Below are 15,206 nucleotides of genomic sequence, written 5' to 3'. Positions count from 1 at the left end.
GATGTCATGTAGGCACCTGCGGGGCGGCGGGCAACCGGGCGCAACTCGGCTAATCGCACAGGGCGTCGGGTTGATCCGGAAACAGGCGCAGGGCGGCCGCGCAATAGATCTCGTCGGCAATCGCCGCATGTCCCTCGGCGCTCGGATGAACAGGCCCGCCAAGGGTGCGAAAGGCAAGATACATCGCATTGCCGGTGTCGACCGGCCGTTCGTCATAGGCGTGCCCCTTGAAGTGATACATGGCCAGGTAGGAATCGTTGAAAGTCCGGAACCATCGCTGCCGTTTTGCATAGGGCCGGAAGTCGGTAACCGGATCGAATCCCTGCCATTCTGACGTGGCTTCCAGCTTGTGCGGAAGGTCGAACTCCTCGGCGGCTGCCGTCGATCCGGGCCTGGCGGCACACAACCCGTGCTTGCGGAAGCGCTCGGAATATCCGTCGATATAAGTGAAACCGTGCCGATCAGCCATCCGGCCTATCTTTTCGTTCAGTTTCTCGACTATGTCCTGCGCCTCCGCGATATCGGCCTTGCCGCGCGGCTCGCCGGGGCCGGCGAGGTCGAAGAACCGTGACGCATTCATGCCGAGGCGTCCCGAATCGCAGAGCCTGCCGTTTTCATCGAAGGCCGGTGACGGGTAGGCGGTGATCAGCACATCACCGGGGTCGTCGATCTCGAGTTTGGAGCCGATCGCCTCCGCCAGCATCTCGTAGCGACCGTCCAGTGAATTGATATTCCTCTGCGCATCGTTCAGGTCGATCCCGCCGGCCGCCGTTGCGTAGGCGCTGCTCATAAGATCGCCGAACAGCGTATCGGTGAAGCCGGACCGCAGCACGATGCTGGTGACAAGCGGCGCGAAGCCCATGTCGTTCCCGCCAATGCTGAGCATCAGAAGATCGATTTCCCGCTCGAACCCGGCCGTCCGCAAATACGGATCCCGGCGCATCGGCGTCAATCCGGGCCATCCGCCGCGAATGTTGCAGTAACCGAGATCGTTGCGGATTGCGATCGTACCGCCTTCTAGGCGGTCGAGCACGGCATCGAAATACCTGTCGGCCGGTTCGAGCCGGTTCGGAAATCGGCGATAATTCGCCCCCTCACCGGGCTCCTGGCCGAGGGCTCCGACGAGAGCGCTGATCTGCGGCTGCAGGTAGCGCGTGCCGCCAGCCGCCGGCGTCGTGCATTCACGTCCGTCCTGCGGCCAGAACACGCCGTCGGTGATTTCCGCGCCGGAGCACGACACGCTCATATAGGTAACGGCATGGCGGCGGTCGCCGGAAAGAGCGAGCGCGATCGCCGCGCGCGTATGCGCGCTGTACATCGAGCGGTGGCAGCGGCGGTCCAGCCAGCGTGCGCTGGAGAATTCGGCAATGCTGCCGTCAGGCCGCGCCAGACGTCTGGGCACCCCGAATTGCCGCTCGGTGCCCCCGTTCACAGGTTCATAGCGGGGTTTGACCGTAACTACGGGATCGAGCGTGGCCGGCAAATCGGGGTTGCCTTCGCCGGAGGAGAACGAGTCGCCCATGCTGGCGATCAGGATATCGCGAACTTCCACGACCTCCGGCTCCAGATCCTCGCCGTCTGCGGTGCCCGATAATGTGTAGGCTTCGCCATAGCGAATGCGCAGCACTGCCGGATCGGCGCATTTTCCGCTCCATTCTGCGCTCTCCCGGCTTTGCGTCTTGCGGCCGTCCTCCAGAAATCCGTATTTCGCCGTCAGCGGCGTCTCGATTATTAGCGTGCAGTCGGTGTCGGGATCGGCCTGAGCGACACGCACGGTTACGAAGTGATGGCGTGGAATCGCGTACTCGTTGGGCCCCGAGATTCCACCCTCATCGCTTTGGCAGAAGTAGAAACTCTGAGTGAGCGCATTCCAGCAGGTCGCTTCGTAGATGCCCGCATTTGGCCGGTTGAGCAGCAATGAGGACCAGCCGAGCCGCGCATCCACTGATTCCGGCGTCCGTTTCTCGGCGCCGCGCAGCCTCTCCATTAGATTTCTCGGGCTCCCCCCGAAGGTCGTGTTGGCGCTCTCCCACCAGGCCGGGTCGTTGAGCAGTGACTCCATCAGGCTGACACGGCGGTTCCGGAAGGAGGGGAGAGTAGAGGCATCGTCAAACGCCATCTCGTGAATCAAATGGTCCGACTTGAACCTGAGGAAGCGGAAGGGTTGGTCGACCGTCCAATCGATCTCGGCGGATTGAGCGCCCGACCCCGCAATACAATAAAGAAAGAAGGCGGTCATAAAGTGCGCGCGCATAGTATTCCCTCCCGTGGGAGAGTGAATCTACGGGCAGGTCCGCGCGGATGTCAAAATCGGGACGGGTTTCCTACGGCAAAGCCTTGTAGCCGTCTTCGAAGCCGTTGAGGTCGACGGAGATGCCGATGCCTTCTTCAGGCGTCTGGAAGACATAGAACGTGGCGTCCGTGCCCTCCGACAGGTTTTTCACCAGTGATTCCTCGAGAATTACTTCGGCATAGCAGCCATCGGTGAAACAGCGCACAAAATAGGCGCGACCGATGTCCTGGCCGTCGATATTGAGTCCCAACCCGTTCGGCAGCAGCACGCCGAGCGGCGCCAGCACGCGCAGGATCTGCGCCTTTCTGTCCGCGGTCTTCAGGACGACGACGGATAGCCCGAACTCCTCGCGGTCGGCGGCGACCACGTTCTGCATCAGCACGCATTGCTCCGAGGTCGCGCCGGGCGGCGTGTCGCAGACGATGGACCACGCGCCGTGGGTGGCGCGCACCGCGCCCTGCTGCGCGGCTGCCGGAGTGTTGGCGAGGCCGAACAGCGCGGCCGCGCCCAGAACAGAAAATATCAAGCGTTTCATACGGTTCCTCATGAGCCCTAAGCGAAAGGCAGCGGGCCGGCCGATTCGAAATCGAAACGTTTCTAGGACGAATGCGGCCAAATTGAAACGTGCGATGCAGCCAGCCCATGGTGTTGGAAACACGGCAAGTTCAAGATTGTGCCGGAATCGCCTCGTCGACGCGGATGCGCGCAAAAATGACGCATGGTTTCGACTTGCGTTCCAGTTGCGCCGGATAACGGGTTGTGATTGATACGCCCCGTGACGGGCGCGAGCCCCGTGCGGCCGGAGACGGCCGACTTCTTATTGGGAGTATGAACGTGCTGAAGAATATCGCCCGGCTGGCGGGCATGGTTTCAATCGCCACCATCGCGTCTGCGGGCACCGCCCTTGCGGCGCAGCCGAAGCCCTGGGAGATGACCTTCCAGCCGGCCGCGACCGATATCATGAGCGAGATCGCTTGGTTCGGAAACTACACCATGATCTTCATGGTGCCGATCGTGCTGCTGGTGATGGGGCTGCTGGCCTATGTCATGTGGCGGTTCAACAAGCGTTCCAATCCCAATCCGTCGCGCACCAGCCACAACACGCTGATCGAGGTCATCTGGACAGTCGGGCCGGTGTTCATCCTGCTGCTGCTCGCGGTGCCGTCCTTCCAACTCCTTTCGGCACAGTTCTCGCCGCCGAGCGAGCCCGAACTCACCATCAAGGCGACGGGTTACCAGTGGTACTGGGGCTACGAATATCAGGCGGGCGAGGGCGACGACGCCGAGGAAGTGGCGTTCGAATCCTACATGCTCGGAGAGGACGAGCGCGCCGCCGCCGGCAAGGAGGACATGGCGGCCTATCCGCGCCTGCTCGCCGTCGATAACGAGATCGTCGTTCCGGTCGACACCACCGTGCGCATGCTGGTCACGGCCGGCGACGTCCTGCATTCGTGGACCATTCCCGCCTTCGGCGTAAAGATGGACGCGGTGCCGGGCCGTCTTAACGAGACATGGTTCAAGGCCGAGGTCGAGGGGCTCTATTACGGCCAGTGCTCGGAGCTCTGCGGCAAGGACCATGCCTTCATGCCGATCGCGGTGCGGGTCGTCTCGCGCGATCAGTATGACACTTGGCTGACGGCCGCGCGCGACGATGTCGGCGCAGCCAACCAGAGCCTGATGGCTGCCCTCGACGCGCAGCGCAAGCTGGCCGCCGCCCAGTAACGGCGCGCCGCAACGAATTGCTTAGGAGCATGTAAAAGACATGGCCGGAACTTTCGCACATGACGCCCACGCCGACCACAAGCCGCAAGGCTTCGTGCGCCGCTGGATGTTTTCCACCAACCACAAGGACATCGGCACGCTCTATCTGATCTTCGCGATCTTCGCGGGCGTGTTCGGCGGCTTTCTGTCCGTGATGATGCGCTGGGAACTGGCGGAGCCGGGCATCCAGATCTTCCATGGGCTTGCCTCGATGGTCTACGGCGTCGACGGCGATTCGGCGATCGATGCCGGCAAGCACATGTACAACGTGTTCACCACCGGTCACGGTCTGATCATGATCTTCTTCATGGTCATGCCGGCGCTGATCGGCGGCTTCGCCAACTGGATGGTACCGATCATGATCGGCGCGCCCGACATGGCCTTCCCGCGGATGAACAACATCTCGTTCTGGCTGCTGCCGCCGGCCCTGATCCTGCTGTTCATCTCGATGTTCATGCCCTCCGCGCCCGGTTCGTTCGGCGTCGGCGGCGGCTGGACGATCTATCCGCCGCTCTCGACGACCGGTCAGCCCGGCCCGGCGATGGATTTCGCCATTCTGTCCCTGCATATCGCCGGCGCGTCGTCGATTCTGGGCGCGATCAACTTCATCACCACCATCTTCAACATGCGCGCGCCGGGCATGACCCTGCACAAGATGCCGTTGTTTGCCTGGTCGGTGCTGGTGACGGCGTTCCTGCTGCTCTTGTCGCTGCCGGTTCTGGCAGGCGGCATCACCATGCTTCTGACCGACCGCAATTTCGGCACGACCTTCTTCTCTCCGGACGGCGGCGGCGACCCGATCCTGTTCCAGCACCTGTTCTGGTTCTTCGGCCACCCGGAAGTCTATATCCTGATCCTGCCGGCCTTCGGCATCATCAGCCACATCGTGTCGACCTTCTCGCGCAAACCGGTCTTCGGCTATCTCGGGATGGCCTACGCCATGGTCGCCATCGGCGTGGTCGGCTTCATCGTCTGGGCACACCACATGTACACGGTCGGCCTGTCCCTCGACACGCAGCGCTATTTCGTCTTCGCGACGATGGTGATCGCGGTGCCGACGGGCGTGAAGATCTTCTCCTGGATTGCCACCATGTGGGGCGGCTCCCTGGAGATGCGCACCCCCATGCTGTGGGCGATCGGCTTCATCTTCCTGTTCACGCTGGGCGGCGTGACGGGCGTTCAGCTCGCCAATGCCGGTCTCGACCGCTCGCTGCACGACACCTATTTCGTCGTCGCGCATTTCCACTACGTGCTGTCACTGGGCGCAGTCTTCGCGATCTTCGCAGGCTGGTACTACTGGTTCCCGAAGATGACGGGCCTGATGTACAATTCGACGATCGCGCGCATCCACTTCTGGGTGACTTTCGTGGGTGTGAACCTGATCTTCTTCCCGCAGCACTTCCTCGGCGTTTCGGGCATGCCGCGCCGCTACATCGACTATCCGGACGCTTTCGCCGGCTGGAACATGGTATCCTCATACGGTTCCTACCTGTCGGCGATTGGCGTGCTGATCTTCCTTTACGGCGTGTTCGAGGCGTTTGCGCGCAAGCGCGAGGCGGGCGCCAACCCGTGGGGCGAGGGCGCAACGACGCTGGAGTGGCAGCTGTCGTCGCCGCCGCCCTACCACCAGTGGGAGCAGCTTCCGCGCATCAAGTGACGCGCGGCCCGGATTGAGAGAAATGGCTGCCCGGTGCTATACGCATCGGGCAGCGGCATTGAGAAGGCCCGAGAGGGCGCGACGGAAAACAGCATGGCGTTGGTCCATAACATCGAGAACGGCGAGGCGCGGATCTCCGAGGCGATGCCCGGCGATTATTTCGCGTTGCTGAAGCCGCGCGTGATGTCGCTGGTGGTGTTCACGGCATTCGTCGGCATGATCCTGGCTCCGGGCGGCATCAACCCGCTGATCGCCGCCATCGCAATCCTCGCGATCGCGGTCGGGGCGGGCGCGTCCGGCGCCCTCAACATGTGGTACGACGCCGATATCGATGCGGTCATGACCCGCACCGCCAAGCGTCCGATACCGTCGGGCCGGGTTACGCGCGGCGAGGCTCTGGCGTTCGGGCTGACCTTGTCGGTGCTCTCGGTCCTCACATTGGGAACCCTGACAAACTGGATTGCGGGCGGACTGCTTGCCTTCACCATCTTTTTTTACGCCGTGATCTACACGATGTGGCTGAAGCGCTCGACGCCGCAGAACATCGTCATCGGCGGTGCGGCGGGAGCGTTCCCGCCGATGATCGGCTGGGCGGCCGCTTCCGGCACGATTTCGCTCGAGAGCGTGGTCCTGTTCCTGATCATCTTTCTTTGGACGCCGCCGCATTTCTGGGCGCTCGCCCTGTTCAAGCTTCGCGACTACGACATGGCCAATGTCCCGATGCTTCCGAATGTCGCGGGCGAGCGACACACGAAACTGCAGATTCTGGCCTATTCGCTCGTTCTGGCGGTCGTCGCCGCGGCTCCGTGGCCGATGGGTCTCGCCGGCCCGGTCTATGGTCTCATCGCGATCGGTCTCGGCGCGAATTTCGTTCGGCACGCGATTTCGGTTTGGCGTATGGAGGATGGCGACGCGACGATGGTTCCGGCGAAGAAGCTGTTCCGCTTCTCGCTCTATTATCTTGCGACCCTTTTTGCCGTGCTGCTGGGCGAACGGCTGTTCGAGATCGCCCATTCGGCCCAGGTGGCGTGACGACATTGGAAACCGAGAGAAAAGACGTGCAACCGACCGAGGCCCAGAAGAAGGCGCAGCGCCGCCGCTCGATCGCCCTGGCCTTGTGCCTCGTTGCATTCGTGGTGATCTTCTATGTCGCGACGCTGGTGAAGTTCGGCCCCGCCGTCATGGACCGGGCGCTGTGAGGACATGACGATGAGCGCCAGCGTCAAGCAAGGCCCGAAGGGCTGGTCGAACACGGCGATCGCGATTGCCTGCCTCGCCTTCTTCTCCGGCATGATCGGCCTGGCATATGCATCGGTCCCGCTTTACCAGCTGTTTTGCCAGGTCACCGGATACGGCGGAACGACCCAGCGGACGCAGCAGGCGTCGGCTCAAGTTCTCGACGAGACCATCAATGTCCGCTTCGATGCCAACACCAACGGCATCGGCTGGGAGTTCAAGCCGAAGCAGCGACAAGTGCAGGTGAAGATCGGCGAGACGGTCCAGATCGCCTACGAAGCGCGCAATTTCGGTTCGGCGCCATCCACCGGGACGGCAACGTTCAACGTGACGCCGCAGGCTGCCGGCGCCTATTTCAACAAGATCGAGTGCTTCTGCTTTACCGAGACGACGCTGGGGCCCGGCGAATCGCTGGACATGCCCGTGGTCTTCTTCATCGATCCGGAGATCGTGGATGCGCCCGAACTGAAGAACATCAAGACGATCACGCTGTCCTACACATTCTTTCCAGTTGACGATCCACAACCGGTCGCGCAATCAGGCGCGGGCGCGGATCGAACCACCACCATACGATAATCGGGGAACGCCATATGGCCGACGCACACACCAAGAACCACGACTATCACATCATCGATCCGAGCCCGTGGCCGCTGATCGGTTCCATCGGCGCCCTGCTCATGGCGATCGGCGGCATCGGCTGGATGCAGGCGGTTCAGGGCAGCGATTTTAGCCTGCTCGGCATCCCGCTGGCCAATCCGTGGCTGTTCTTCATCGGCCTCCTGATCGTGCTCTATACGATGTTCGGCTGGTGGGGCGACACCATCAAGGAGGCTCATCAGGGCCACCATACTCCGGTTGTGTCGCTGCACCTGCGCTACGGCATGATCATGTTCATCGCCTCCGAGGTAATGTTCTTCGTCGCGTGGTTCTGGGCGGTCTTCGACGCCAGCCTGTTCTTCGACGAGGCCCAGCAGGTCGGCCGTTTGGCTTATACCGGCGGCACATGGCCGCCGCAGGGCGTCGAGGTTCTCGACCCGCTGCATCTGCCGCTCTACAACACCATCATCCTTCTGCTGTCCGGGACAACGATCACTTGGGCGCACCATGCCTTGCTGCACGGCGACCGCTCCGGGCTGAAATGGGGTCTCGCGCTGACCATCGTGCTGGGCATCATCTTCACAGGCGTGCAGGCCTATGAATACGCACATGCGCCCTATTCGTTCTCCGGATCGCTCTATGGCGCGACATTCTTCATGGCCACCGGCTTCCATGGGTTCCACGTTCTGGTCGGTACGATCTTCCTGATCGTGACCCTGATCCGCGCCATGCGGGGAGATTTCACGCCGAAACAGCATTTCGGCTTCGAGGCGGCCGCATGGTACTGGCACTTCGTCGACGTGGTGTGGCTGTTCCTGTTCTTCTCCATCTATGTGTGGGGATCGTGGGGCGCACCGATCGCGCAGTGAGAGGCGATGAGATGAGTTATCGGGGAGGGGCGGTCAGGTTGGCCGCCCTTCGCCTTTGCGAGGCAGCGATTTGAAGACAGACACACAGCAGAAGAGCGCAGGCGGCGGGCGGAAGCGGTTTCCCTGGATACTGCTCCTGCTCGTGGCGTTCTCGTTCGCGGTCCTGATCTCGCTGGGCAACTGGCAGGTGCGCCGGCTTGCCTGGAAGGAGGATCTGCTGGCGAAGATTGAGGCGCGTATTTCCGCCGAGCCGGTAACTCTTTCCGCGGTCGAGGACATGCTGAAGGCGGGCGAGGATGTCGAGTATCTGCCCGTGACTGTCGAGGGGACGTTCGACCACGCCGACGAGCAGCACATGCTGGCAACGTGGAATGGGGCATCAGGCTGGTACGTCTATACGCCCATGGCCGTTGAGGATGGCGGGTACCTGTTCGTCAATCGCGGCTTCGTGCCCTACGCCCTGAAGGAAGCTTCGGCGCGGCCGGAAAGCCTCCCGGAAGGGGCGCAGACGATCACCGGTCTTGCCCGCATGCCGCTGTCCGCAAAGCCCGGCTCCCTGCTGCCCGACAATGCACCGGATCGGAACCAGTATTACTGGAAGGATCTCTCCGCGATGAGCGCGGCTGCCGGTCTTGATAGCGAGGAGGTGGTTCCGCTGTTCGTCGACGCGGCCCGTGACGAAGACCCGCAGCGACTGCCGATTGGCGGCGTCACGAATATCAGCCTGCCGAACAGCCATCTGCAATACGCTCTGACGTGGTACGGGCTGGCAGGGGCGCTGCTGGCGGTCGCGGGTGTCTTCCTGTGGCGGCGGCGGTAACCACCGCCCGCTTCCCGGGATCAGGAGCGGAAAGGCTGTCGCCGCTTGACACTTGCCGGGCGCGCTCCCTAATCACCCCCATGACCGTATCAAAGCCTTTCCTGACAATTCGTCTTTGCGAGCCGCGCGGGTTTTGCGCCGGCGTTGACCGGGCGATCCAGATCGTCGTGCTGGCGCTGAAGAAATACGGCGCGCCGGTCTATGTCCGCCACGAGATCGTTCACAACAAGTTCGTCGTGGACGGCCTGCGTGAGCGCGGCGCCGTTTTCGTTCGCGAACTGTCCGACATTCCGCCCGAACACAAGGACCGCCCGGTGGTGTTCTCGGCCCACGGGGTCGCGAAGTCGGTTCCGGCGGCGGCCGAAGCGCGCGACATGTTCTATCTGGACGCCACATGCCCGCTCGTCTCCAAGGTGCACAAGCAGGCGATGCGCCATGAGCGTCTGGGCCGCCACGTTCTTCTGATCGGTCATGCGGACCACCCGGAAGTGATCGGAACCATGGGCCAGCTTCCGCCGGGAGCGGTAACGCTGGTCGAGACGGTGGAGCAGGTTGCCGCACTGGCGGTGCCGGACGAGGCGAACCTCGGCTACGTGACGCAGACTACGTTGTCGGTCGACGACACCGCCGACATCGTCGCGGCGCTTGAAGGCCGCTTTCCGGCGCTGACCGCGCCGTCGTCCGAATCGATCTGCTACGCGACAACCAACCGTCAGGAGGCCGTGAAGATGGCCGCGCGGGGAACGGAGATGTTCCTGATCGTCGGCGCGCCGAACTCCTCCAACTCGAGACGGCTGGTTGAAGTCGCCAAGCGCCATGGCGCGAAGGATGCGATGCTGGTGCAGCGGGCGAGTGAGATCGACTGGAGGCGCGTCGACGGCGTGGAAAGGGTAGGCATCTCGGCTGGCGCATCTGCCCCCGAGATCGTGGTCGAGGAAATCATAGACGCCTTCCGCGAGCGATTCGAGGTGAAGCTCGACATTGCGTTGACGGTGCGCGAAACCGAGAATTTTCCGGTAATGCGCGATCTGCGGGACACCGAACTGACCGGCGCCGACATGGCCTTTCTCAACGGCGGACGCTGAGATTGGCCGTCTATACAGACATCTCCGAGGCGGAGCTTGGAGCCTTTCTCGCTCAATATGATGTGGGCGACTTGCAGTCCTACCGCGGCATCGCCGAGGGCGTCGAAAACTCCAATTTCATGGTTCACACCACAACGGACCAGTACATCCTGACCCTTTACGAAAAGCGGGTGAACGCGGACGATCTGCCGTTCTTCCTCGGCCTTATGGAACATCTCGCCGAACGTGGCATATCCTGCCCGGTGCCGGTCCACCGCCGCGACGGCGCGGCGCTCGGGACCCTTGCCGGACGGCCCGCAGCGATGGTGACCTTTCTGGAGGGCATCTGGCTGCGGCGCCCGCAAGTTACTCATTGCGCCGAGGTCGGGCGCGCTCTGGCGGAGATGCATCTGGCGGGCGAGGGCTTTGCGCTGACCCGAAGGAACGGACTTGCGCTCGCAGACTGGCGCCCGCTGTGGGAGAAGTCGAGATCGCACGCCGCCGACGTCGAGGCCGCTCTGGAGGAAGAGACCGAAAGCCTTCTGGGCCGACTCGAGGTGGAATGGCCGCGCGATCTGCCGCAGGGCGTCATCCATGCCGATCTCTTTCCGGACAACGTGTTTTTCCTTGGCGACCGGCTGTCGGGCTTCATCGACTTCTATTTCGCCTGCAATGATACGCTCGCCTACGACATCGCGGTGTGCCTCAACGCCTGGTGCTTCGAGCGCGACAGGGCGTTCAACGTCACCAAGGGCAGGGCGCTGTTGAACGCATACAACGCGGTGCGCCCCCTGTCCGATGCCGAGACCGCCGCGCTGCCGATCCTGTCCGCCGGCGCCGCCCTGCGCTTCATGCTGACGCGGCTTTACGATTGGGTGATGACGCCGGAGGGTTCGCTGGTCGTGAAAAAGGACCCGATGGAATACGTCGCGAAGATGCGCTTTCACCGAGAAATACGGGCGGCGACAGAATACGGGCTCGACCGATGACGGCCAAGACGGTCCAGATATTTACCGATGGCGCGTGTTCGGGCAATCCGGGGCCGGGCGGCTGGGGTGCGATCCTGCGCTGGAACGGCACCGAGAAGGAACTGAAGGGTGGCGAGGCGGCGACCACCAACAACCGGATGGAACTGCTGGCGGCGATACGGGCTCTCGAAGCGCTGAAGGGTGGGCCGCATCGCGTCGAACTTTACACTGACTCGTCTTACGTCAAGGACGGCATCTCCGGCTGGATCCACGGCTGGAAGCGCAATGGTTGGAAGACTGCCGCCAAGAAGCCGGTCAAGAATGCCGAACTCTGGCAGGAACTCGACGAACTGACCCGTCGCCACGAGATCAGATGGCACTGGGTCAGGGGCCATGCCGGGCACCCGGAAAATGAGCGGGCGGACGAACTCGCACGCGAGGGCATGAAGCCGTTTAAAGGTTGAACTCGTTCACAAGGTGATGCAGCTCAAGCCGCTATCCCGTTGTTTTCGCGCCCCTTTGCAGCTCGTGCTAGAAAGCGCCGGTTGACCGGACTGTGCGGTTTCAATGCCAGCCGCTCGTTGGCGAATGCCTCGGCCTGATCGTGCAAACCGCCGCGGATTGCTGCTTCGGTCAGCGTCCAGTCGATCACATCGCGCTGCGCGTGGCTGCCGCCGAAGCTGTTGGCGATGAAGCGCGCGCCGTGAAGCCGATCGACGGCAGTCGGGTAGTCGCCCTTCCAGAATGCGGCAAAACCCTCGATTAGCGGCAGCCCCGCCGTCGCTGCCCAGCGCGCGTTCTCGGTCCCGTTTCCGCGCTCGCGGTATCGCGCGACGAGATCGTCAACGTCCCTGTTTCGGCCCGCCCCGAGCCATGCCATCGCGGCGTGCCAGTCGTTGAAGGGATAGAGCCGTCCGTCCGCGTACATGTCCCATTTCGAAGCGACATCGTGCCAGCGGTTGCCGACATCGTGGCCGCCGAGATGCAGACGCCACAGCAACGCAGACGCGTCGACCAGATCAAGCGCAATCATCTTGTCGCCTTCAATGCGTTCGTCAAACAGCGCCAGAGCGGCATCGCCTTGCCCGAGATCGAGATGATAGAGCGCCTTGTGCCACCAGTTGTGAACCTGGAAGAAGTTGTCATCGCCGCTCCAGTATGGTTCGCGCGCTTCCATCCACCCTATGCCGTCCTCGGAACGCCCTTGCATTTCCATCACATGCGCAACCGCATGGTGCGCCCAGCAGTCGAGCGGCTGGCGAGCCAGCGCATCCCGCCCGGCCGCCTCCGCGCGTCCGTAATCGCCCGTCTCCTCCAGTCCGAAGGCATGCATGCCAAGGAGGATGGAGTAGCCCGGCTGCTCCTCCGACCACTTGGGCAGCGCCCGGGCTATACGATCGCGCAGATCGCGCGCGCTCGCGCGATAGAAATCGGCTAGATGGCCGGCCTGGAGTGCGACGAGATCGTGCGGCCAGCGCATGCTGTGATAGTCAAGTCGTAATGCGGCAGCGGTCCAGTTGCCCTCGAGCAACTTGTCCAGTGCGGCGACATGGGAACGCTCGCGGTCGTCCATCGGTAACGCACGCACCGTTTCAACGGCTGATCGTGCTTCGGCGGTCGCTGCCGGCTCGGTCGCCAGCCCGTAGAGCCATGCCTTGACGATATGCGCCATCACCATGCGCGGCGCGGCGGCGATCGCGCTGTCGATCAGGGCGACGGGATCGCCGCGGTAAATGTTGAAGGCGTCGATGGCCTGGCAGTAGGTCTCGGCGGCCTCACGTGTCGCGCCCGTCAGCGCGTTTCCCTGGCGGTCGGTCTGCATCGGATCCCTCCGATCAAATGAGCGACATCTCCGGCGCCGGTTGCCCCGGGGCTCGTAGCGCGCACATTCTATCACAAATCCTTGGCGCAGGCGTGCGCGAACGGCGCGCAAATCGACACTGAATTCGCCGGCCGCCTTGTTTGATGCAGCACAAAGAAGCGCGCGCATAGTTTGTCTAGCGTTCATGCATGCAAGAATGAAGGAACGGAGAACCCCGATGATTACGCGCCGTACAGCCCTTATGGGGGCCGCATTCGCAGCCGCCGCACCGCATGCCGCCATGCAAAATGCATCAGCTGAGGAGACCATGACGCCGGTCGGTGACGCCGTAGACCTTACAGCCATGACGCGCAGAAAGGTGAAGCTGGTCGCTCCGCCATTCGTGCATGAGCATGAGCAGGTCGCGACCCGCGATCCAGAGATTGTCGAATTCGAGATGATGATTATCGAAAAGGAGTTCGAGGTCGACGACGACGGAACGATGCTTCAGGGAATGACATATGAAGGGTCGATCCCCGGTCCGCTGATGGTCGTTCACGAAGGTGATTATGTCGAACTGACGTTAATCAATCCGCCGGAAAACATGCTGCAACACAATATCGACTTCCACGCGGCGACCGGCGGTCTGGGTGGTGGGTCGCTGACGCTCGTCAATCCTGGCGAAAAGACCGTGCTGCGCTTCAAGGCGACCCGGCCCGGCACTTTTGTGTATCACTGCGCGCCGGGCGGTCCGATGATTCCGTGGCATGTCGTGTCCGGCATGAGTGGCGCGATCATGATCCTGCCACGCGAGGGCCTGAAGGACGACAAGGGCGAGCCGGTCTCCTATGACAAGGTCTTCTATATCGGAGAGAACGACTTCTACATTCCGCGCGACGAGGACGGGAACTTCATGCGTTTCGACGATCTCGGGTCCTCCTATGCCGATACGCTGGAGATCATGAACGGACTTGTCCCGTCGCATGTGGTATTCAACGGCAGAGCGGGTGCTTTGACCGGCGAAAATGCGCTGAAGTCCACGGTGGATGAGACGATCCTAATCGTCCACTCGCAGGCGAACCGGGACACACGGCCACATCTGATCGGCGGACATGGCGACCTCGTTTGGGAAACAGGCAAGTTCAACAATCCTCCGGAACGCGACATCGAGACGTGGTTCATCCGCGGCGGCTCGGCCGGCGCCGCGATCTACACGTTCAGGCAGCCCGGCGTGTACGCCTATGTGAACCACAACCTGATCGAGGCGGTGAATCTCGGCGCAACTGCCCATATCGTGGTCGAGGGCGCTTGGGACAACGATCTGATGGCCCAGGTGGTGCCGCCGACGCCATTTGGCGAAGACTACACCGCTATTTACAACAGCAAGAGGGCTTTGCCGTAAGACTTGAATCAGGAAGGAAAAATGGCCCGTCACGATTGTGGCGGGCTGTTTTGTTGCGGTCCCAGCCTGTCGGACTCATCGGTGCACGCCGCCACGAATAGGATGTGCGCCTGAAATCGCTGCGTCATTTTCAATCGACGCAAGGTAACCGGGAATACCTTTCTGGTGCCCCCCGGGCTCGTCTTCCAGATCGCTTGTCGAGGAATTATTTCGCCGCTTCATACTCGGCGAAAATCTCCTCAAACCGGCTCTTGGCTTTACCCTTCTGCTTGACAGCCATGGCGGCGTCTTCGTTGGCGGGCTCGCCAACGGTGATGAGCGCGACCATGCCCATACCGTAGTGGGGCGTGCACTTGATGCCGTAGAGGCCATCTTTCTCTACCGTCAGAACGAAATCCTTGCTCATGCCGCTTTTGAACGATTCCACACCGTCCGGCAGCATTCCCTCGATCGACTCGGCGTTGTGTCCCTTGTCGACGGAAACAAACTTGATCGAATCTCCAGGCTCCGCAACAACGAAGTCGGGCTGAAAAACCATCCCGCCCTTGTCGCCTTTGTTGAGCATTTGCACTTCGATCTCCGCGGCATTCGCGACCCCTGCGGTGAGGCCGGCCATCAGGAGAGTTGCGGTCATCAGTTTCCTGCGCATAGTGTTTCCTTTCAGCGGGTTTGTTGTTTCGATGCCGACGCTTAGCATTGGCGAAACTCGCAGAAATTGCGCTGCATCAAACTCCAGAA

The 15,206-nt window shown here is 62.1% G+C and carries 15 protein-coding genes; 11 read left to right on the top strand and 4 right to left on the bottom strand.

The genetic code is table 11. From position 1 onward, the window contains the following. Positions 1-49 precede the first annotated feature (49 nt). Both LC298_RS14705 and LC298_RS14700 read right to left on the bottom strand, forming a co-directional pair. Positions 50-2,254 carry an SGNH/GDSL hydrolase family protein gene (locus LC298_RS14705; protein ID WP_131569743.1) on the bottom strand — a complete coding sequence of 735 codons (2,205 nt, stop codon included), beginning with the start codon at positions 2,252-2,254 and terminating at the stop codon, positions 50-52. A gap of 70 nt (positions 2,255-2,324) precedes the next feature. Beyond that, positions 2,325-2,828 carry an invasion associated locus B family protein gene (locus tag LC298_RS14700; RefSeq protein WP_199223304.1) on the bottom strand — a complete coding sequence of 168 codons (504 nt, stop codon included), beginning with the start codon at positions 2,826-2,828 and terminating at the stop codon, positions 2,325-2,327. A 293-nt stretch (positions 2,829-3,121) separates the two neighbouring features. Between LC298_RS14700 and coxB the strand changes: the two genes are divergently transcribed. From coxB to rnhA, 10 genes are all read left to right on the top strand, one after another. Further along, a complete protein-coding gene (coxB, locus tag LC298_RS14695) occupies positions 3,122-4,015 on the top strand; it encodes a cytochrome c oxidase subunit II (protein ID WP_131569745.1) in 894 nt (297 codons plus the stop codon). A 40-nt stretch (positions 4,016-4,055) separates the two neighbouring features. Further along, entirely contained in the window at positions 4,056-5,711 is a 1,656-nt protein-coding gene (ctaD, locus tag LC298_RS14690) for a cytochrome c oxidase subunit I (protein WP_131569747.1), read from the top strand. Positions 5,712-5,804: 93 nt separating this feature from the next. Then, the gene (locus tag LC298_RS14685) at positions 5,805-6,743 is read left to right on the top strand and encodes a heme o synthase (RefSeq protein WP_131569749.1); all 939 of its coding nucleotides are present in this window, start codon (positions 5,805-5,807) and stop codon (positions 6,741-6,743) included. A 26-nt stretch (positions 6,744-6,769) separates the two neighbouring features. Next, positions 6,770-6,910 carry a hypothetical protein gene (locus LC298_RS14680; protein WP_199223312.1) on the top strand — a complete coding sequence of 47 codons (141 nt, stop codon included), beginning with the start codon at positions 6,770-6,772 and terminating at the stop codon, positions 6,908-6,910. A gap of 10 nt (positions 6,911-6,920) precedes the next feature. After that, positions 6,921-7,523, top strand: coding sequence for a cytochrome c oxidase assembly protein (locus tag LC298_RS14675; protein ID WP_131569752.1), 603 nt, complete (start codon positions 6,921-6,923; stop codon positions 7,521-7,523). 14 nt (positions 7,524-7,537) lie between these two features. Beyond that, positions 7,538-8,413: a cytochrome c oxidase subunit 3 gene (locus tag LC298_RS14670; protein WP_131569754.1), complete on the top strand. Its 876-nt coding sequence runs from the start codon at positions 7,538-7,540 to the stop codon at positions 8,411-8,413. A gap of 70 nt (positions 8,414-8,483) precedes the next feature. Beyond that, positions 8,484-9,233 carry an SURF1 family protein gene (locus LC298_RS14665; protein ID WP_131569756.1) on the top strand — a complete coding sequence of 250 codons (750 nt, stop codon included), beginning with the start codon at positions 8,484-8,486 and terminating at the stop codon, positions 9,231-9,233. Positions 9,234-9,313: 80 nt separating this feature from the next. After that, positions 9,314-10,318 carry a 4-hydroxy-3-methylbut-2-enyl diphosphate reductase gene (ispH, locus tag LC298_RS14660; protein WP_131569758.1) on the top strand — a complete coding sequence of 335 codons (1,005 nt, stop codon included), beginning with the start codon at positions 9,314-9,316 and terminating at the stop codon, positions 10,316-10,318. A 2-nt stretch (positions 10,319-10,320) separates the two neighbouring features. Beyond that, positions 10,321-11,286 (top strand): homoserine kinase, encoded by a 966-nt coding sequence (locus tag LC298_RS14655; protein WP_131569760.1) that lies wholly within the window; start codon positions 10,321-10,323, stop codon positions 11,284-11,286. Beyond that, positions 11,283-11,729 carry a ribonuclease HI gene (rnhA, locus tag LC298_RS14650; protein ID WP_131569762.1) on the top strand — a complete coding sequence of 149 codons (447 nt, stop codon included), beginning with the start codon at positions 11,283-11,285 and terminating at the stop codon, positions 11,727-11,729. Before LC298_RS14655 ends, rnhA begins: the two co-directional genes overlap by 4 nt. Positions 11,730-11,752: 23 nt before the next feature. Here the strand turns inward: rnhA and LC298_RS14645 are convergent, their stop codons facing one another. Then, entirely contained in the window at positions 11,753-13,087 is a 1,335-nt protein-coding gene (locus LC298_RS14645) for a tetratricopeptide repeat protein (protein ID WP_131569764.1), read from the bottom strand. A 217-nt stretch (positions 13,088-13,304) separates the two neighbouring features. On the opposite strand from LC298_RS14645, the gene nirK reads away from it, so the two are divergent. Continuing rightward, positions 13,305-14,468: a copper-containing nitrite reductase gene (nirK, locus tag LC298_RS14640; RefSeq protein ID WP_131569766.1), complete on the top strand. Its 1,164-nt coding sequence runs from the start codon at positions 13,305-13,307 to the stop codon at positions 14,466-14,468. 205 nt (positions 14,469-14,673) lie between these two features. Here the strand turns inward: nirK and LC298_RS14635 are convergent, their stop codons facing one another. Beyond that, positions 14,674-15,084 (bottom strand): pseudoazurin, encoded by a 411-nt coding sequence (locus LC298_RS14635; protein ID WP_223385686.1) that lies wholly within the window; start codon positions 15,082-15,084, stop codon positions 14,674-14,676. Between the last annotated feature and the right edge of the window lie 122 nt (positions 15,085-15,206).

Origin of the sequence: Oricola cellulosilytica (assembly GCF_019966575.1) — a bacterium.
Lineage (GTDB): Bacteria > Pseudomonadota > Alphaproteobacteria > Rhizobiales > Rhizobiaceae > Oricola > Oricola cellulosilytica.
Note: the sequence above shows the minus strand (reverse complement) of the source record. Positions and strands in the feature narration are given on the sequence as shown.

Coding starts and splice junctions, on each gene's coding strand:
- ctaD (WP_131569747.1), top strand. CDS start 4,056: ATGGCCGGAACTTTCGCACATGACGCCCACGCCGACCACAAGCCGCAA.
- LC298_RS14635 (WP_223385686.1), bottom strand. CDS start 15,084: ATGGCCGGCCTCACCGCAGGGGTCGCGAATGCCGCGGAGATCGAAGTG.
- LC298_RS14705 (WP_131569743.1), bottom strand. CDS start 2,254: ATGCGCGCGCACTTTATGACCGCCTTCTTTCTTTATTGTATTGCGGGG.
- LC298_RS14645 (WP_131569764.1), bottom strand. CDS start 13,087: ATGCAGACCGACCGCCAGGGAAACGCGCTGACGGGCGCGACACGTGAG.
- coxB (WP_131569745.1), top strand. CDS start 3,122: ATGAACGTGCTGAAGAATATCGCCCGGCTGGCGGGCATGGTTTCAATC.
- LC298_RS14675 (WP_131569752.1), top strand. CDS start 6,921: ATGAGCGCCAGCGTCAAGCAAGGCCCGAAGGGCTGGTCGAACACGGCG.
- LC298_RS14700 (WP_199223304.1), bottom strand. CDS start 2,828: ATGAAACGCTTGATATTTTCTGTTCTGGGCGCGGCCGCGCTGTTCGGC.
- LC298_RS14670 (WP_131569754.1), top strand. CDS start 7,538: ATGGCCGACGCACACACCAAGAACCACGACTATCACATCATCGATCCG.
- nirK (WP_131569766.1), top strand. CDS start 13,305: ATGATTACGCGCCGTACAGCCCTTATGGGGGCCGCATTCGCAGCCGCC.
- rnhA (WP_131569762.1), top strand. CDS start 11,283: ATGACGGCCAAGACGGTCCAGATATTTACCGATGGCGCGTGTTCGGGC.
- ispH (WP_131569758.1), top strand. CDS start 9,314: ATGACCGTATCAAAGCCTTTCCTGACAATTCGTCTTTGCGAGCCGCGC.
- LC298_RS14685 (WP_131569749.1), top strand. CDS start 5,805: ATGGCGTTGGTCCATAACATCGAGAACGGCGAGGCGCGGATCTCCGAG.